Source organism: Rhizobium sp. 0TCS1.26 (genome assembly GCF_050455525.1).
Lineage (GTDB): Bacteria > Pseudomonadota > Alphaproteobacteria > Rhizobiales > Rhizobiaceae > Neorhizobium.
Window position 1 is genome coordinate 734,917 of the sequence record NZ_JBCIYV010000001.1, and the last position, 17,455, is coordinate 752,371.

The window sequence follows — 17,455 nt, forward strand, 5'->3', positions numbered from 1 at the left end:
CGCGTGGCGATCAGGCCTCCAGCGCGCTGCGGGCCGCTGCCACGATCTCGCGCGTCAGGTCCGCCAGTGGATCGGCCGCAAGTCGGTTGACCTGCCAGAACAGCGGCACGTCGAGCGGCGTCTCCGCGACCAGTTCCATCAGCGCGCCGCTCTTCAGATGATCACGCACCAGCTGGATCGGGTTCATTCCCCAGCCCAGCCCGCCGAGCGACGCCTCGACAAACCCTTGCGTCGAGGGCAGCCAGTGGGTCGGCGGGCTGATCGTCCGGCCAAAGACCTGCTGCACCCAGCGCTGCTGCAGCCCGTCCTTCTGGTTGAAGGTCAGCGACGGCGCATGGGCAAGAGCCTCCGGCGTCACGCCATCGGCAAAATGGCGCGCGATAAATTCGGGACTGGCGGTTGCGATATAGCGCAGGCTGCCGAGTGGCGTCATCCGGCAGCCCCGCACCGGCCGGCCGTCACCGGTCACCGCCGCCAGCACATGACCGCCCTGCAGCCATTCGGCCGTATGGTCCTGATCGTCCACCTCGATCTTCAGCAGGCAATCCGAGGCTCTGGCAAAGCGGTTGACCGCGCCCAGGAACCAGGTGCCGAGACTGTCGGCATTCGTCGCCAGATGCAGCGTTACCCGTGAGAGAGGCGCATCGCCACCCGACAGGGTCGGCAGTTGTGCCAGCAGTTCCTGTTCGAGAAGCCCGACATGCTCCATGTGACGGCAGAGCCATGCGCCTTGGCTCGTCGCGACGCACGGATGTCCGCGCACGATCAGCACCGTTCCCAGCCGCTCCTCCAACTGCTTGACGCGCTGCGAGACCGCAGACGGTGTGATGCGGAGGGCCGCTGCAGCCTTCTCGAAACTCCCCGTCTCGACCACCATCGCCACGGCTCTGAGCGCGGGATAATCCAGCATCGTCAATCTCGCTTCATCGGCATTAGCAGAATTCGTTGGCCTCGATGCCGGCCGCCTTCTATCGAGAGCGCGGATCGATCGGAGGCATCAGCGGCAATGGATTTTTCGGTTTTCATCACCGGCTTCGGCATGGGGCTGAGCCTGATCGTGGCAATCGGCGCGCAGAACGCCTTCGTGCTGCGCCAGGGTCTGCGCGGGTCCCACGTGCTGGCCATCTGCCTTGCCTGCGCCGTCTCCGATGCAATCCTGATCGCCATCGGTGTCACCAGCTTCGCCGGCATCGCCCGCATTCTCCCCTGGCTCGATCCGGTCATGCGGATTACCGGGGCGGGCTTCCTGATCTGGTATGCCATCCGCAGCCTGCGTTCCGCCGTTGCACCCGGAGGCGGACTGGTGGCCGATGGCGCCGAGGCCGGAACGCTTGCCCGCACGCTTGTCACCTGTCTGGCGCTCACCTGGCTCAACCCGCATGTCTATCTGGATACCGTCGTCCTGCTCGGCACGATCTCCACCCAGTTTGCCGGCAGCCAGGCGGTGTTTGCAAGCGGCGCCATCACCGCCTCGTTCGTTTTCTTCTTCTCGCTCGGCTATGGCGCCAGATGGCTGAGGCCGCTTTTCGCGCGTCCGTCCGCCTGGCGCATCCTTGATGCGGCCATCGCGCTGGTGATGACGGCGATCGCCATCCGCCTGGTCGCCGGCACCTGAACGAAAAGACCCGCCGGCAAAACCGGCGGGTCTTTTAGTCGAGCAAAGGCGAACGAGCGGCTCAGCCGATCTCGGCGACGCTTTCGATGACTTTCGATGCCAGGCCGTACTGCACGGCGTCTTCTGCCGAAAGCCAGTAGTCGCGATCGATATCCTTGGCGATCTTCTCTTCCGTCTGGCCGGTGGCCTTGGCGAAGATCTTGATCAGCCGCTGGTTCATCTTGATGATTTCCCGCGCCTGGATCTCGATGTCGGACGCCATGCCGCGCGTGCCGCCCGAGGGTTGGTGCAGCAGGAAGCGGGTGTTCGGCAGGCAGAGGCGACGCTCCTTCGGCACCGAAACGTAGATCAGAGCGCCGGCGGAGGCGACCCAGCCGGTGCCGATGATCCACACCTTCGGCTTGATGAACTTGATCATGTCGTGGATCGAATCGCCGGATTCGACGTGGCCGCCGGGCGAATTCACGTAGAGGCGGATGTCATCGTCGCTGGCCGCGGCCAGCGCCACCAGCTGGGTGCACACCTTCTGCGCCAGCTCCATGGTGATTCCGCCGTAGATGAAGATCGAACGCGACTTGAAAAGATTCGCCTCCGTTTCCTTGCCGAGCGGCAATTCCTTCGTCTTGTCGTCTTCATTCTCGTCGAGCATTGCGCAGTCTCCAAACTAGGATGTCCTTACCCCGGACATAATGCGTTCGGTCGCACAAAACAATGCGCCAAAGACGCAAGATGGCGCAGCAAGCTGCCGGTAAGGTGAACGGCCCGCCAACCGGACTGATGCGCCGGGCTACGACGCAAGAGATCGCCCACTGGCTGATCGCCGATGCGCCACGTCTCCCCGCACGCTTCGTCATTTTGCGGATGGACAGAATTTTGGGCACTGCCTAATCTCGCGCCGAAGCACTGCAGCAGACGCCGTCGCCAGCAGTCACGATCAGGGGAACATCATGCTGAAACGTCTACCGCTCGCCACCGCCCTCTTTGCCACGGCCGCAGCACCGGCAATGGCGCATCTCGATCCGCTGGAGCACGGATCGCTGGCGGCCGGCCTGTCGCATCCGGTCTTCGGTGCAGACCACGTGCTGGCCATGGTGGCGGTCGGCCTGTGGGCGGCACAGATCGCCACGCGTCCGGGCAACAGAGCGGCACTGGCTGTCGTGCCGGCAGCCTTTGTCGGCACCATGGCGCTCGGTTTCGGGCTGGCGGTCCTCGGTATTTCGCTGCCTTTCGTCGAGCCGGCGATCCTCGCCTCGGTCATCGGTCTCGGCCTCCTCGTAGCGATGGCCGTTCGGCTGCCGGCCGGAGCAAGCGCTGCCGTCGTTGCCGTGTTTGCGCTGTTCCACGGCCATGCGCACGGCGCTGAACTGGGTGTCGCCGGCGCCCTGTCGTTCGGCGCGGGCTTCGTCATCTCGACTGCCCTCCTCCACGCGGCCGGCATCGGTCTCGGCATTGTCGCAACCCGGTTGGCACCCTCCGTATCGCGCGTCGCCGGCGTGTTGACGGCGCTGGCCGGCGTGTCGATGGTGTTCGGCGGCTAAGCCTCCCACCTTACCGCGATTTAACCGAAGGCCGGATGACGCGAACACGATCCGGCCCTATCTGCTGGGCTATGGGTTGATTGAACACCCGTGGCCGAGGAGATCAGCATGTCACCGGAAGAACGCCAGCTTTTGACCGACCTGTTCGGCCGCATCCAGTCCGCGGCGAACACCCCGCGCGATCCCGAAGCGGAACGCCTGATCGCCGACGCTGTACGAAGCGAACCAGCCTCCCCCTATTATCTGGCGCAGGCGGTGATCGTGCAGGAGAAGGGGCTGGAAGCAGCCTCTGCCCGCATCAACGAGCTTGAGGGCCGGATCCGGGATCTGGAAGCGGAAGCAACCGCCAGCACCGGCGAGCGCGGCGGCTTCCTGAGCTCGATCTTCGGCTCCAGTCAGCCGCCGCGTTCGTCCACCACGCCACAGACACGACCGGGCACTGCCAGTCCGTCGGCGGGCGGTCCCTGGGGTGCCAGTGCGTCTGCGTCCAATCCTGCACAGCCGGCCGCTTCGCAACCGACCTATCCGCAGCAGGCCTATGCCCCACCGGCGCAGCCGCAGGCGAGCGGCCCGTGGTCGCCACAGATGCGGTCGCCCTCCTCCGGCGGCAGCTTCCTCACCGGTGCGCTCGGCACTGCGGCCGGGGTCGCCGGCGGCATGCTGCTCGCCAATTCGCTGAGCGGCATCTTTGGCCAGCACATGGCAGGCCTCGGGCTGGGTTCACCACAGAGCGAAGGGTTCGGCAGCGCGCCCGTCGAGGAGACGGTGATCAACAATTTCTATGGCGATGCACCGGAAGCCGGCACGGCCCCGGATGCGGATCCTGATGTAAGGCGCGACGATGCAGACCTGCAGAACGCCTCTGACGACGCCGGTAGCGACAGCTGGACCGACGATGCGGGCGATAGCGACGGCGGCGACGACAGCAGCTTTGCCTGACATGTTAAGGCCGACGCACTGCCACCGGCGGTGCGTCGGCTGATAGCTCGGGTCAGCCTCGGCCGCGATAGGTCGGCACGCCCTGGTCGGGGAGCCAGACGCCTTCGGGCGCCGCACCGGTCTGCCAGAACACGTCGATCGGAATTCCGCCGCGCGGATACCAGTAGGCGCCGATCCTCAGCCATTTCGGCTGCAGCAGTTCCACCAGCCGCCGCGCGATGTAGACGGAGCAGTCCTCGTGGAAGGCGCCGTGGTTGCGGAACGAGTGGAGGAAAAGCTTGAGCGACTTCGATTCGACCAGATGGTCGCCCGGAATGTAGTCGATGACGATATGGGCGAAATCCGGCTGGCCCGTCATCGGGCAGAGCGACGTGAATTCCGGCGCCGTGAACCGCACCACGTAATCCGTGCCGGCATTGCCGTTCGGGACCTTTTCCAGAACAGCCGTTTCCGGGCTGGCCGGAGTTTCCACCATTTTGCCGAGCTGCGACAGCCCGCTCACATCGGTCATGCTCATGACTGACTACCTTCTACCGTTACCTTTAAACCGTGGGCGTCCTCGCCCTCCGGCTCCACATGGATTGCAAGCGATGCGCCGGGAATGGCCTTCTTGATCGCATCTTCTAGGCGGTCGCAGATATCATGCGCTTCGCCGACGGTCATGCGCGACGACACGACGAGGTGAAAATCGATGAAGGCTGCGGCGCCGGCGCGGCGTGTCCGCAGATCGTGGACGTCGAGAATGCCCTCGGCATTCTCCTTGATCGCCTGGCGGATCGCCTCCTCCTCCTCCGGCTCGACGGCTCGGTCCATCAGCCCGCCCAGCGAGTGGGAGATCACCTTCCAGCCCTGATAGAGGATGTTGATGCCGACGATGATCGCCAGCAGCGGATCGAGGATGGCGTAGCCGGTCATGAGCGCCAGCACCAGCCCGACCAGCACGCCGAAAGAGGTGACGACGTCCGACATGATGTGCTGGCCGTCGGCCTTCAGCGCTGGCGAGCGATACCGGTTACCGACGCGGATCAGCGCTGTCGCCCAGACCGCATTGATGACGCCGGCAAATCCGTTGATGGCGAGCCCGAGGACCGGCGCCTCCGGAAGCCGCGGATCGACAAGCCCGTCCCAGGCTTCCCGGACGATCAGCAGCGCGGCGATGATGATCAGCACGCCCTCCAGGACGGCCGAAAGATATTCGGCCTTGTGATGTCCGAACTGATGGTCCGCATCGGCAGGCCGCTGCGCGTAGCGGATGACGAAGTAGGCCATCACCGCTGCCGTCACGTTGACGAAGCTCTCCAGACCGTCGGACAGCAGCGCCACCGAACCCGTGACCCACCAGGCCGACAGCTTCAAGCCGAGCACGCAGATGGCAAGCGGAATGCCCCATAAGGCAATCCGCTGAACAGCCAGGTTTTTCGGGTCGATCATCGTCTTTCCATGCGTATGCGAGTGATTTGCAACAGGCCTGAAACGGCGAAACCGCCGAGGCGCAGTGTTGCGCGGCGGCGGTTTCGATTTCGCGGTCATATGACCGATGCGGAGGATCTTGTCAAAGTCGTTCCGCATTCGCCCGCTTGCATTTCACATAACCCGTTATATAACACTTGATGTATTTGTGGAGGAGCGAGGGGAATGCCTCAGGACATCGTGCGCGAGTTGGGGTTCTTGACCCTCGGCACGCGTTTGCGCCGGCTCGGAGAGATGCTCCAGGCCAGCACGCAAACGATCATGCAGCATCACGGCATCGATCTGCCCGCCGCTCATTATCCGTTTCTCGCAGCGCTTGACCGCAACGGCTCCCTCACCGTCGGCGAGCTTGCCGATGTCATCGGCATATCCCAACCGGGCGCCACCCGCACGATCGGGCAACTGGCGCAGGCCGGTCTGGTGACGGTTGCCGTCAGCGACGACGACCAGCGACGCAAGCAGGTGTCGTTGACGAAGGCAGGCCAGGATCTCGTGTCCCATTCGGCGCGGGTGGTCTGGCCCCGGGTAGAGGTCGCGGTCCAGGATCTCTGCGGCGAATTTGGCAATACGTTTCTCGACCAGCTCGGCGCCATTGAGAACGGCCTGAAACAGCGCCCGCTGATCAACCGCACGCAGGAAGATAAGGACCCGCTATGACCCATGTCCTTGACCGTCCAGCCTGGAACGCGCTTGCCAGCGTTCACGCCTCGCTCGCCGAAGGCTCGTCGCTGGCACGGCGTTATCCGCCGTCGATCGTGCCATTCGCGGCAGCGGCTGACGACACGCCTGAAAGCCTTGAGGCGCTGGCCGCGCTCGCCAGCGGGCCGGACGTGCTGGCGCTCGTCGAAGCTCGGCCGATCACCGTGCCTGCACAGCTGGAAACCGTGCTTGAGGCCAGCCTCGTGCAGATGATCGCCAAAGACCCCTTCGAGCGGCTCGACGATGCGCGCATCGAGCTGCTTGGCGAAGACGATGCCGAGGACATGCTGGCGCTGGCGACGCTGACCAAGCCCGGGCCGTTCACGCTTCGCGCCCAGCAGCTTGGAAAGTTCTGGGGCATCCGCATGCAGGGACGTCTGGTTGCCATGGCCGGGCAGCGCATGCGCCAGCCGGGCTTTGCCGAACTGAGCGGCCTTTGCACGCATCCCGATTTTCAGGGCGGGGGGCTCGGCAAGACCATGCTGCGCTTCGTCGCCGGCGAGATTTCGGCAAGCGGCGATACGGTCTATCTGCATTCCTACAGCAGCAATGTCGGCGCCGTCTCGCTTTACCGGGCGATGGGCTTCAGCGTCCGCAGCGACATGAATTTCCGCCTCGTCAGGCGTGCCGATCAGGCCTGACCGAAGAACCTCGACGGACACTTCTCTCCGTCCGCCAACGTGTAAATTGATGCGCGGCTGCGGCACCAGTCGGGCCGCATGTTGCGCCCGATCGGCACCGGGAGTGAAATGGAGCGGTGGAGGGCCGCGGACATAAATCCGCCACAGCTCCGCTGCTGAGCTTCTTCATCTTCAACGCCCCGCCAGAGGCATCGAACATGAACTTGCGCAGGTCAGTAGGACGAGCAGCATTGGTCGGGCTCGGCCTCACAATAGCTTCCGGCTGCTATCTCGGCTATCTGCAACTGACTGGCAATTTCCACGAGGTCGTGGCCGGTCGGTTCTACCGCTCAGCTCAGCTGACGGGTGATCAGTTCGCTCACTACATCGATCAGCATCACATCAGGACGGTGATCAACCTGCGCGGCGCCAAGCCGGGTGCAGGCTGGTATGACGACGAAATCGACGTGGCACGCAGCAAGGGCGTCACGCATGTCGATTTCGCCATGTCGGCGCGCAAGGCGCTGACACCGGAGGAAAGCTTCCAACTGATAGACCTGATGCGGAAGGCCGAAGGGCCGATCCTGGTTCACTGCAAGGGTGGGGCCGACCGTACGGGCCTTGCCTCCGTGATGTATCTCCAGCAGATCGCAGGAATAGATGAGGAAACCGCCGAATGGGAGCTGACACCCCTCTTCGGACACCTCAACATCCCCTTCACTGGCCCCTACGCCATGGACGATACCTGGGAAAACTTCGAGAAGCTCATCGGCCTGCCGAGCTGACCTCTCCTCCGTGGGAAGAAAGGCCGCTCCGCAAGCAGTCTGGATCGCCTCAGGCTGCCCGTTCGCGGGCCCGCCTGGCCAGGTTCTCGACGACATTCTCGATCATCCGCATGCCGGCGTCGCCGCCGAGCGTCATGATCGATTCCGGATGGAACTGCACCGCCGCCACCGGCTCCTTCGAATGTTCGATCCCCATGATCGTGCCGTCATCGCTCTCCGCGGTGATGATGAAATCATTCGGCAGCGTCTTCGGATCGGCAAAGATCGAATGGTAGCGCCCGACGGTCACCTCTTTGGCGAGGCCCGCAAACACCGTTCCGGGCTCGAGCACCCGGATGCGCGAAGGCTTGCCATGCATCGGTACGGCCAGATGCCGCAGTTCTCCGCCATAGGCTTCGGCGAGCGCCTGGAGCCCGAGGCAGACGCCGAAGATCGGCAGGTTGCGCGCGCGGGCGGCCTTGATGGTCGCCTTGCAATCGAAATCCTTCGGGCTGCCAGGCCCGGGCGACAGGACCACCAGATCCGGATTGATCCGGTCGTAGATCTCGGCCGGCACCGGGGTCCGCACGGTCGATACTTCCGCGCCCGTCTGGCGGAAATAATTGGCAAGCGTGTGGACAAAGCTGTCCTCGTGGTCGACCAGCAGGATCTTGACGCCCGTGCCGACCGCCGCCACGTCGCGGGCAAGCTTCGTCGTGCTGCCGGCTCTGGCGTCGCGGATAGCCGAGATCATCGCCGAGGCCTTCAGCTCGGTTTCTGCCTCCTCCTCGCGCGGATCGCTGTCGTTGAGCAGCGTCGCGCCGGCGCGCACCTCGGCAATGCCGTCCTTGATGCGGATGGTGCGCAGCGTCAGCCCGGTGTTCATGTCGCCATTGAAGCCGACCATGCCGATGGCCCCGCCATACCAGGCGCGCGGGCTCTTCTCGTTTTTCTCGATGAAGCGCATCGCCCAGAGCTTCGGTGCGCCGGTCACGGTCACCGCCCAGGCGTGGCTGAGAAACGCGTCGAAAGCGTCCATGTCCGGCCGCAGCCGGCCTTCGATGTGGTCGACCGTGTGGATGAGACGCGAATACATTTCGATCTGCCGGCGGCCGATGACCTTGACCGAACCGGGCTCGCAGACCCGGGACTTGTCGTTGCGGTCGACGTCCGAGCACATGGTCAGCTCGCTCTCGTCCTTTTTAGAGTTCAAGAGCTTGAGGATCTGCTCGCTGTCGGAGATCGCATCCTCGCCACGCTTGATCGTGCCCGAGATCGGGCAGGTCTCGATCCGCCGGCCGGAGACCCGCACGAACATTTCCGGCGACGCGCCGACCAGGTACTCCTGATGGCCAAGGTTGATGAAGAAGGAATAGGGCGACGGGTTGATGGCCTTCAGCCGGTTGGAGATCTGCGACGGCTTGCTGTCGCAACGCTCCATGAACTTCTGGCCGGGCACCACCTCGAAGAGGTCGCCGCGGCGGAAGCTTTCCTTGGCCTTCACCACCAGTTCCGAATATTCGCCCGGCCGGTGATCGCCCTTCGGCGGGATCACATCGGTGGTCCGGAACGGCTCCGGCGTAATGTCCTGCGGCTTTCCGACGGTCGTCTTGCCGTCCCTGGCAAAGTCGTAGCGGTCGATCCAGGCCTTTGCCGCATGATGGTCGACGACCAGGATCTCGTCCGGCAGGAACAGCACCATGTCGCGCTGGTCGTCCGGCCGCTTCTGGCTGAGCGTGATGGAATCGAACTGGAAGGCGAGATCGTAGCCAAACGCGCCGAACAGGCCGATGGCGCTGTCCGCATCCGAAGAGAAGAGATCGACAACGGCGCGCAGCACGGTGAACACCGTCGGCATCTTTGACCGTTCTTCCTCGGTAAAGGCACGCGTCGGAGGATTGACGACGAGATCCAAACGGCGGGCCGACCGCGCGCCAAGCGTCAGGTCGCTCTCCTGCGCCAGCCGTTCGGCGATGAAGTCGAGAAGCACCTCACCGCGGCCGTTATAGGCCTCGATCCAGACATCGCGGCCGAACGAGGAAAGCCCAAGCGGCGGGTCGACGATAGCGGTATCCCAGCGCGTATAGCGGCCCGGATACTCGTAGTTAGAAGAGAACACCGCGCCGCGCCGTTCGTCGAGCTTTTCGACATAGGAGGAAATGGCCTCCGCATACGGTGCCGGCCGGCGCTTGCGGCTGACGCTGATGCCGCCGCGGGTCTCGTAGACCTCCGAACCGTCGTCCTCGATGATCGTGATCATGTACTGCCTCTCTATCCGTCGGGCCCGGTCCGGGAGGAAGCTTCGCAATAAAAAAGCCGCCTCGGGATGATCGGGCGGCTTGGTCTGTCGTTGGACATGACTGGTCAAGGCCGCGTCAGCGTGCCCACCACCAGTTACCAATGTTCATCGAAATCGTCATGGCGGAATTGTTAGCGTGAGAGCCATAGCCACGCAAGCGAATTTCTTCTCGCCGCCGATGCGACCAAAAGCACCGCAATCGCGTTTAGCATCCCTTGAGATCGAGTAACGCAGCCGGAAGGTCACTGCATGCAGCATTCGTGGATCGCAGTTCTGGCAGCCCTGCCTCTGATCATCGGAGCAGGCGCTCCACCCGAAAGGCCCGACATCAGGCCTGCGGATCAGGCACTTTCGTCCGGTGAGGCTATGGCCCCGGTCGTCAACGTCAATTTCCTCGACCGCCTGCTCCAGGACGGCAAGCCGCGCCGCCGCACCACGTCGCAACGACAGCGTACGCCCCGTCAATCCGCACGACCTTCGGCGGCCAGGGCGCAGGACGGGTCATCACGACTGCCGGCTCTGGCGACCATTCCGGTTCCGACGCCCAAACCGCCAGCGGCGCAAAGCGCGGTGGAACAGCGGGCTCCGACCGAGACCATGTCCGATACGCCGCCCGTAGCTCCAGCGCATGCGACAGCGCCGGATGCGAGCGAAAGCACGTCGGCACCCAAGGGTGCTGCCCCGGCACCGACCGTCGAGCAACCCGGCACCGCATCCGAACCGCCGCACCCGGCCGAAGTTCCAAAGCCGCTGCCGAAGCCCGTCGAGGAACGGCCGGCCGCACCGCCGGCCGAAGACAGCGCAACCCCCTCTCCCGGTGCGGCAACGCCGCCCGCAGACAAGGCTCAGCCGGCGCCAGCCCCCACGCAGCCCGAGCCGGACACGACCGGAAAACCTGAACAGAAAGCCGAGGAGCCGACCTCGCCACCTCCGCCGCCGCTGGAGAAAGAGGATCCCGAGGCGCTGAAGGCCTGCCTTGCCGACCTTACGGCACTGGGTACCAAGTTCGAGACGAAGCCCGCCATTATCGGCGAGGAGCCGGGTTGCGGTATCGAGCAGCCGATCGCGGTCGACGAGATCCTGCCGGGCGTCAAGACCGGCGGCGCCGAGATGCGCTGCGAAACGGCTCATGCACTGGCACACTGGATGAAGGACAACGTGCAGCCGGCGATGAGCGTGGCGATGCCCGGCCGCCGCGTCACCGGCATCGTGCCCGGCTCCACCTACGCCTGCCGCCTGCGCAACAGCGCCTCGACCGGCAAGGTATCGGAACACGCGCGTGGCAACGCCATCGACGTCGCAGCCTTCAAGCTCGACAACGGCGAGACCTTCACCATGAAGCCACGCAATGAGGATTCGACGCTGGAGGGCGCCTTCCAGCGGGCCGCTACCGCCACTGCCTGCCTGTACTTCTCGACGGTTCTGTCACCAGGCAGCGACGCCGCCCACGAGGACCACCTGCATCTCGACGTGCTGGATCGCCGGAACGGCTACCGGTACTGCCGGTGATTGATCGACGCGACTGAGCGCTCAGAAAAGCCCTTCGATGAAGCCGGCCTCGTTCAGCATGATCCGTTCCGCAGACGGTGAGCGCGGTAGGCCGGGCATGGTGCGGATCTCGCCGGTGATGGCGACGACGAAGCCGGCGCCGGCCGACAGCCTCACTTCGCGCACCGGCAGCACATGGCCCGTCGGCGCGCCGAGCAGGTCAGGGTCGCTGGAGAACGAGTATTGGGTTTTTGCGATGCATACCGGCAGCGCCCCATAGCCCTGCTCCTCGAAGATCCGCAGCTGTTCGCGCACGGCCCGGTCGGCCGTCACTTCGCCGGCTCGGTAGACTTCGCGGGCGACCGTCTCGATCTTCTGCATCAACGACAGGTCGTCGGCGTAGAGCGGCTTGAAATTGGCCTCGCCGCTGTCGGCCATCGCCGCCACCTTGTGCGCCAGTTCCTCGATGCCCGCTGAGCCCTCGGCCCAGTGGCGGCAGAGAATGGCCTCGACGCCGAGCGAGGCGACATAGCGCTGCACCGCCGCCACTTCCGCATCGCTGTCGGATGAGAAGTGGTTGATCGCCACCACTACCGGCACGCCGAACTTCTGGACGTTCTCGATGTGCCGGCCGAGGTTGACGCAGCCGCTGGTCAGCGCCTCGACATTCTCCCGGCCGAGATCGGCCTTGGCGACGCCGCCGTTCATCTTCAGGGCGCGGATGGTGGCGACCAGCACCGCCGCATCCGGCTTCAGCCCCGCCTTTCGGCACTTGATGTCGAAGAACTTTTCTGCCCCGAGATCGGCACCGAAGCCGGCCTCGGTCACCACATAGTCGGCAAGCTTCAGCGCTGCGCGGGTTGCGACCACGGAGTTGCAGCCATGCGCGATGTTGGCGAAAGGCCCGCCATGCACGAAGGCCGGATTGTTTTCGAGCGTCTGCACCAGGTTCGGCTGCATGGCATCCTTGAGCAGCACGGCCATCGCCCCATCCGCCTTCAGGTCGCGCGCGAACACTGCAGAGCGGTCGCGGCGATAGCCGACGATGATCGCACCGAGCCGCTTTTCGAGATCCTCGAGATCCACCGCCAGGCAGAGGATCGCCATGATCTCGGAGGCAACCGTGATGTCGAACCCCGTCTCGCGGGGAAAACCGTTGGAGACGCCGCCAAGCGAGGCGACCGTCTGCCGCAGGGCTCTGTCGTTCATATCCATCACCCGGCGCCAAGTGATACGGCGCAGGTCGAGTTCCAGCGCGTTGCCCCAGTAGATGTGGTTGTCGATCATCGCGGCGAGCAGGTTGTGCGCCGAAGTGATGGCGTGGAAGTCGCCGGTGAAGTGGAGGTTGATGTCCTCCATCGGCACGATCTGCGCATAGCCGCCGCCGGCGGCACCGCCCTTGACGCCGAAACAGGGGCCGAGCGAAGGTTCGCGCAGACACACCATGGCCCGCTTGCCGATGCGATTGAGGCCGTCGCCGAGCCCGACGGTCGTGGTGGTCTTGCCCTCGCCGGCCGGCGTCGGATTGATGGCGGTGACCAGGATCAGCTTGCCGTCCGGCCGATCCGACAATCCGGCCAGGAACGCCGGCGCGATCTTCGCCTTGTCGTGGCCGTAGGGAACGAGGCTTTCCAGCGGAATGCCGAGCGTAGCGCCGATCTCCTGGATGGGTCTCTTGCGCGCCGCGCGGGCGATTTCGATGTCCGATGCTACGCTTGCCATGATGCCTCGCTTCCAGCCTCTTCAGTGCCTTCTGCATAGACCATCGCAGGCGGCGCTGTGAATGCCGCATCGCCACAAGGCATCGACTGCAAACAACAAAAGCGGGATCAGGACGGGCCTGCCACCGGAAAGAAGGTCGGCCGTGCGGGTCTCCAACTCCGCTGCGGGCCCGATTTCTCCAAGCGATGTTCCAGAACCGCACACATGTGCAACCGAGCAACCATTAATGCGGGAGTTGGTCGTCCGCGCTCGCTTTCAACTGGACGTTATGCTAGGTGTTCCATCAGCATTTTAGGCTGGTTTCCCGGCAACTTTTTTTATTGATCCCATTTGGACGCACACGCGTCCCATCCCAGCATCCGAAGCGAATGATCACATTAGAACGACAATCCAGTCTCAGCCGGGAGATTTCCCAGGCCGATACGCGTGCCGCCATCGGCGCGGCGATGAGCAAGCTTTCAGCACATTTCGGGTTCCAGTATTTCACCCTGCTGAAGGCTCCGACCGCCACCGATATTCTGATGGAGCCGCTGATCGTCGAGACCACGATGCCGCGCGGCTGCATCCGCGAGATCGATGCGCAACGCCTGTTTTCCAACTGCCCCTTGCTGCCGCTCCTGCAGAAGATGGCACTGCCGTTCTGCTGGAGCTGCGATCCCCGCTACGAGGAAGGCTGGCTGGTGAATTTCCCGCCGGAACTGTCTGAGATCCTCGGACGCTACGGCATCCAGACGGGCGTCATCATGCCGCTCTATTCCTCCGACGGCTCGGTGTTTGCCATGCGGCTCGATGGCGACAGGCCGCTGATGACGCTGCCCGAACTGAACGAGGCTGGAATGCTGTTCCTGCAATCGTTCCGCATCTTCGACCGCTTGCGCCAGGGCGACCCGATGGAGCGCGGCGTGCTGACGGTACGCGAGCTCGAGGTTCTACGCTGGACGTCGCAGGGCAAGACCTCGTCGGAAATTGCCGACATCCTGTCGCTCTCGGACCACACGATCAATGCATATCTTCATAAGGCTATCAAGAAACTGGATTGCGTCAACCGCACCCAGCTGGTAGCCAAAGCCATTCGCCTGAAGCTGATCAGCTGAGCCTCCCGCACCCCGATCGGCGTCAGGCAGCCATCGGCATTGTGCCAACGCCGGAACGGAAGTCGGGCCCATGGACGGTGCGAAAATGATCGGCCTGACCGACCGCGACATCGTCGAGATGTTCACCCTCTTCAGTCCGCTCGCCTATTGGCGGGTCGACCTGGACACCGGGCATGTCTACGGCTGTGAGGACTTCAGCCGGTTGTTCGGCCTGCCCCACTCCGATCGGCCCATCGACATGATCGCCCTGGCATCGCGCATCCATCCGCAGGATCTGGTGAGCGTCATGGAGATCTTCGAGGCCGCCTCCACCCGGCCGATGTCCTATCAGGACGTCTTCCAGGCGACGGCGGACGGCCGAACCTACCGGTACATCTGCGCCATGGGGCGCTTCCGAGCAAAGCCCGAAGGCAGCGGCGAAATCGTCGGCATGACCTACGAAGTTCCGCCGCATCGTTATACGCACAAGGCTCGTGCGGAAGACGTCTGACGCCCGGCTATCGCATCTGCCTGCCGCCGCGCGCCAACTAGCGATCCAGCACGCCGCGGATCTCGACGAGGTTCGATCGCGTCCGCAGGATGTAGAAGCCCATCGTGGCGAGATGCGTCGGCATGATCCAGCCGGATTCGCTGCCATTGGAGATGATTGCCGGCTGGACGCGCAGCGCATCCTGGAACTGCGCCAGCGTGTCGGCCCAAAGCGGCGCCAGATTGCGTTCGCGCACCACCTGATCGAAGTCTGCCCGAGCCGCCGCCAGGATCGCGTAGTAGCCGTACAACTGCCCGTAGGCGAACCAGAAGCGGTCGTCGGCGCGGCTGTCGAACCAGCCGCCATTGTAGTTCGCCGAGCGCTCCTTGAGGATGGCCGATGTCGCACCGAGATCGTTGGCGATGCGGTCGACGAACTGCACGAGGTTGTCGGCCCGCGTGTCGAAGAGGGCGTTGCAGCCGGCAAGGTCGGTGTTGAACTTGCGCAGGCTGTTGATCGCTGCCCGGTAGTAGCTCGGCGTTGGCGTCTTGAAGCCGAACGGCTGCAGGCCGAAGTACCAGGAGAATTCGTCGAACTGCAGGTTTCCGCGGGCATCCTGCAGGTCGGTATTTATCCCCGACGTGCCGCGGACGCGACCGAGCGTATCGACCAGTTCGACCGCCGTGCGGCGAACCGCCTGGTTGACGCCGCGCTGGAAGGAGGCCTTGTTGTCGAGGAAGGGCGTGTTGTCCCAGTCCATCCCGAACAGCCCCACCCGATAGAGCAGCATCGACGAGATCCAGGCGTTCTGATTGACGTTCTGGTCGGCGAGATCGGCTGCCACTTCAACGATTGCCGAAGGCTGGCACTGGGCGGCGACCGGTGTCGCCGGCTGGCCTGGCGGCTGGGCCGTCAGCGGCTGGCCCGCAGGGACTGTGCGTGCTGCAAGCTGGTAGCGGTCGACGAAGTTCGGGTCGAAGCCGCTCCACACCTGGGTCTGCCAGAAGAAGTAGCCGTAGAGGCCGACGACAAACAGCAGGATGAGCGCCACCGGCCCCTTCACCATCAGGCTGCGGCGGCCGGACCATCCGCGGGTAGCCATGAACGGCCAGGCAATCGCGGCAAAGCCGAGACGAAGGGCGCGCGCCAGGGCGGCGCCCGCCCGGCGGAAGAATGTCTTGAACGCCTCGAACATCGGCTAAGTCTCCATTGACAGGCCATCACCTAATCATCGATGGCCCGCTTGTCGAGACGATGACAGGCGCCGACGGAAGGCATCGTCCAGCCGCGCCTTGCGGCCGGCAAGTCCGTGCACCGTCAACAGGCCGCGGTCGGCGCGCATCAGCAGCGTCGCCAGCCGCGGCGCGTCCGATGCGGTGTCGAGCAGCGTGTCGCTGGCCAGACCGCGCAGCGACAGGACACGCTCCTCCGCGTCCAGCGCCAGCTTGTTGACGAGCAGGTTGAAGGCCGACAGCATGTCGATGATCCGGTCGACGAAATCCTGCAGCATGTCGATGCCGCGCGTCAGTTCGTCCCGCAGCGGAAGGTCGTCTTCAAAGGTGCCGGTCCGGCGCAGGCGTGACAGCGCCGCGTCGATCGGCGGCTCGCACCGGTTCAGAAGGTCGAGAAGGAAGCCGCGATGATCCTCGAGGCAGGCAAGCATCGCATGCGTATCGACCAGGATGCGGCGGATGACGACGGCCGCCCGCCGGTCGCGTGCCTCCGGTTCGTCCAGCTTGCGGCCGATCCCGAAGATCCGCAGCAGCCGGTCCTGTCGGCCCTCCGGCGGCAAATCGTGGAGAGGGTCGACGACGGCGCCCGTCTCCCGGTCGAGATCGGCGATAAGGCGCACCATCAGGCTTTCCGAGCGCCGCGACTCGATGGCCACGGCGTCCATCTGCCCGATCAAGTCGTCGGCCTCCTCCGCCGAGCGACCGGCAGATCCATCGGTTCCGATCTGCACCAGCACGTCGGCAAGCGCCGAGAGCACTGTGCGAACCTCGCTGAGCCGGCTGGCGGCCTCATCGAGACCCCGGGCTTCTTGTCGACTGTGCAGCATGTCCCCATCCCCGTCATCGCGATCGACATGGCCGATCCCGATAGAACTTAGAGGAGACGCGCGAAAAGCCTAGTGGCAGGCTCTCCGGCGGCTTTGAGGAGTGCTACAGGCCGAGGGCTGCGATCTCGCGGTCGAGCCGGTCGCGGGTCTTCTTCGGCATCTTGGCCGACTTGACCGCCTCGATATTGGCCGGCGCCTCGTCTCCGGCAACGATCAGCGCCACCATTCCCATGCCCCAGTGCGGCGTGCACTTGACGACATAGGCGCCCGGCTTGTCGATGGTTACCACCAGTTCCTGGTTCATCTTGCCGCTGAACGCCGCGACGCCCTCGTGCAGCAGCTCCTCGACTGCCGCCGCATCGTGCCCCTTGTCGACGGGTACGAAATGCACGGTGTCTCCGACCGCGACGCGCAGCGATGCCGGCTGGAAGACCATGGCTTCGCCGTCGCTTCCCTTGTTGAGCATCTTCACTTCGATGTCGGCCGCCGTGGCGGTCGAAGCCGCGATCGCCAGAAAGCAGCTCGCGGCGGCAAGAATGGATTTCATCTGCAGGTCTCCTGATGTGACGCCGGCACTCTCAGCCGGCATCTTCGGACATGCTGATACGCCGCCGGATGGCGGGCCGATTTGACCAAGATCAACCCACATTTCGAACACATTGTCGCAAATGCCGCCTGA

18 protein-coding genes are annotated in these 17,455 nt (G+C 64.3%); 9 read left to right on the forward strand and 9 right to left on the reverse strand.

Annotated elements, in window-relative coordinates; all coding sequences use genetic code 11:
* Nucleotides 1–10: 10 nt before the first annotated feature.
* The gene (locus tag AAIH46_RS03545) at nucleotides 11–910 is read right to left on the reverse strand and encodes a LysR family transcriptional regulator ArgP (RefSeq protein WP_430304212.1); all 900 of its coding nucleotides are present in this window, start codon (nucleotides 908–910) and stop codon (nucleotides 11–13) included.
* A 96-nt stretch (nucleotides 911–1,006) separates the two neighbouring features.
* On the opposite strand from AAIH46_RS03545, the gene AAIH46_RS03550 reads away from it, so the two are divergent.
* Nucleotides 1,007–1,615 (forward strand): LysE/ArgO family amino acid transporter, encoded by a 609-nt coding sequence (locus AAIH46_RS03550; RefSeq protein ID WP_430304213.1) that lies wholly within the window; start codon nucleotides 1,007–1,009, stop codon nucleotides 1,613–1,615.
* Between the two features lie 61 nt (nucleotides 1,616–1,676).
* Here AAIH46_RS03550 and AAIH46_RS03555 read toward each other — a convergent pair whose 3' ends face one another.
* A complete protein-coding gene (locus tag AAIH46_RS03555; RefSeq protein WP_430304214.1) occupies nucleotides 1,677–2,264 on the reverse strand; it encodes an ATP-dependent Clp protease proteolytic subunit in 588 nt (195 codons plus the stop codon).
* Nucleotides 2,265–2,562: 298 nt separating this feature from the next.
* Between AAIH46_RS03555 and AAIH46_RS03560 the strand changes: the two genes are divergently transcribed.
* Both AAIH46_RS03560 and AAIH46_RS03565 read left to right on the forward strand, forming a co-directional pair.
* Nucleotides 2,563–3,153, forward strand: coding sequence for a HupE/UreJ family protein (locus tag AAIH46_RS03560; protein ID WP_430304216.1), 591 nt, complete (start codon nucleotides 2,563–2,565; stop codon nucleotides 3,151–3,153).
* Nucleotides 3,154–3,261: 108 nt separating this feature from the next.
* Nucleotides 3,262–4,092, forward strand: coding sequence for a DUF2076 domain-containing protein (locus tag AAIH46_RS03565; protein WP_430304217.1), 831 nt, complete (start codon nucleotides 3,262–3,264; stop codon nucleotides 4,090–4,092).
* A gap of 52 nt (nucleotides 4,093–4,144) precedes the next feature.
* Here the strand turns inward: AAIH46_RS03565 and queF are convergent, their stop codons facing one another.
* Both queF and AAIH46_RS03575 read right to left on the reverse strand, forming a co-directional pair.
* Nucleotides 4,145–4,609, reverse strand: coding sequence for a preQ(1) synthase (queF, locus tag AAIH46_RS03570; protein WP_430304218.1), 465 nt, complete (start codon nucleotides 4,607–4,609; stop codon nucleotides 4,145–4,147).
* Nucleotides 4,606–5,523, reverse strand: a complete 918-nt coding sequence (locus AAIH46_RS03575; RefSeq protein WP_430304219.1) for a cation diffusion facilitator family transporter — start codon at nucleotides 5,521–5,523, stop codon at nucleotides 4,606–4,608. The genes queF and AAIH46_RS03575 overlap by 4 nt, the downstream gene beginning before the upstream one ends.
* A gap of 204 nt (nucleotides 5,524–5,727) precedes the next feature.
* Between AAIH46_RS03575 and AAIH46_RS03580 the strand changes: the two genes are divergently transcribed.
* From AAIH46_RS03580 to AAIH46_RS03590, 3 genes are all read left to right on the forward strand, one after another.
* A complete protein-coding gene (locus tag AAIH46_RS03580) occupies nucleotides 5,728–6,219 on the forward strand; it encodes a MarR family winged helix-turn-helix transcriptional regulator (protein ID WP_430304220.1) in 492 nt (163 codons plus the stop codon).
* Nucleotides 6,216–6,902 (forward strand): GNAT family N-acetyltransferase, encoded by a 687-nt coding sequence (locus tag AAIH46_RS03585; RefSeq protein WP_430304222.1) that lies wholly within the window; start codon nucleotides 6,216–6,218, stop codon nucleotides 6,900–6,902. The genes AAIH46_RS03580 and AAIH46_RS03585 overlap by 4 nt, the downstream gene beginning before the upstream one ends.
* Nucleotides 6,903–7,099: 197 nt before the next feature.
* Nucleotides 7,100–7,666 (forward strand): tyrosine-protein phosphatase, encoded by a 567-nt coding sequence (locus AAIH46_RS03590; RefSeq protein WP_430304223.1) that lies wholly within the window; start codon nucleotides 7,100–7,102, stop codon nucleotides 7,664–7,666.
* A gap of 49 nt (nucleotides 7,667–7,715) precedes the next feature.
* On the opposite strand, the gene AAIH46_RS03595 is transcribed toward AAIH46_RS03590, so the two are convergent.
* Nucleotides 7,716–9,905: an anthranilate synthase gene (locus tag AAIH46_RS03595; RefSeq protein WP_430304224.1), complete on the reverse strand. Its 2,190-nt coding sequence runs from the start codon at nucleotides 9,903–9,905 to the stop codon at nucleotides 7,716–7,718.
* Between the two features lie 405 nt (nucleotides 9,906–10,310).
* On the opposite strand from AAIH46_RS03595, the gene AAIH46_RS03600 reads away from it, so the two are divergent.
* The gene (locus AAIH46_RS03600; RefSeq protein WP_430304226.1) at nucleotides 10,311–11,453 is read left to right on the forward strand and encodes an extensin family protein; all 1,143 of its coding nucleotides are present in this window, start codon (nucleotides 10,311–10,313) and stop codon (nucleotides 11,451–11,453) included.
* 21 nt (nucleotides 11,454–11,474) lie between these two features.
* Here AAIH46_RS03600 and AAIH46_RS03605 read toward each other — a convergent pair whose 3' ends face one another.
* Nucleotides 11,475–13,154, reverse strand: a complete 1,680-nt coding sequence (locus AAIH46_RS03605) for a formate--tetrahydrofolate ligase (protein WP_430304227.1) — start codon at nucleotides 13,152–13,154, stop codon at nucleotides 11,475–11,477.
* 368 nt (nucleotides 13,155–13,522) lie between these two features.
* Here AAIH46_RS03605 and AAIH46_RS03610 point away from each other — a divergent pair, with 368 nt between their 5' ends.
* Both AAIH46_RS03610 and AAIH46_RS03615 read left to right on the forward strand, forming a co-directional pair.
* Nucleotides 13,523–14,248: a LuxR C-terminal-related transcriptional regulator gene (locus tag AAIH46_RS03610; RefSeq protein WP_430304228.1), complete on the forward strand. Its 726-nt coding sequence runs from the start codon at nucleotides 13,523–13,525 to the stop codon at nucleotides 14,246–14,248.
* A 70-nt stretch (nucleotides 14,249–14,318) separates the two neighbouring features.
* On the forward strand, nucleotides 14,319–14,738 hold the full coding sequence (locus AAIH46_RS03615; protein WP_430304229.1) for a hypothetical protein: 420 nt from the start codon (nucleotides 14,319–14,321) through the stop codon (nucleotides 14,736–14,738).
* 37 nt (nucleotides 14,739–14,775) lie between these two features.
* Here AAIH46_RS03615 and AAIH46_RS03620 read toward each other — a convergent pair whose 3' ends face one another.
* The 3 genes from AAIH46_RS03620 to AAIH46_RS03630 all read right to left on the reverse strand — a co-directional run bounded on the left by AAIH46_RS03620 (nucleotide 14,776) and on the right by AAIH46_RS03630 (nucleotide 17,323).
* Nucleotides 14,776–15,912, reverse strand: coding sequence for a DUF2333 family protein (locus tag AAIH46_RS03620; RefSeq protein ID WP_430304230.1), 1,137 nt, complete (start codon nucleotides 15,910–15,912; stop codon nucleotides 14,776–14,778).
* A gap of 33 nt (nucleotides 15,913–15,945) precedes the next feature.
* The gene (locus tag AAIH46_RS03625) at nucleotides 15,946–16,776 is read right to left on the reverse strand and encodes a hypothetical protein (RefSeq protein ID WP_430304231.1); all 831 of its coding nucleotides are present in this window, start codon (nucleotides 16,774–16,776) and stop codon (nucleotides 15,946–15,948) included.
* A 103-nt stretch (nucleotides 16,777–16,879) separates the two neighbouring features.
* Complete coding sequence (locus AAIH46_RS03630) at nucleotides 16,880–17,323, reverse strand: pseudoazurin (RefSeq protein ID WP_430304232.1); 444 nt, start codon at nucleotides 17,321–17,323, stop codon at nucleotides 16,880–16,882.
* Between the last annotated feature and the right edge of the window lie 132 nt (nucleotides 17,324–17,455).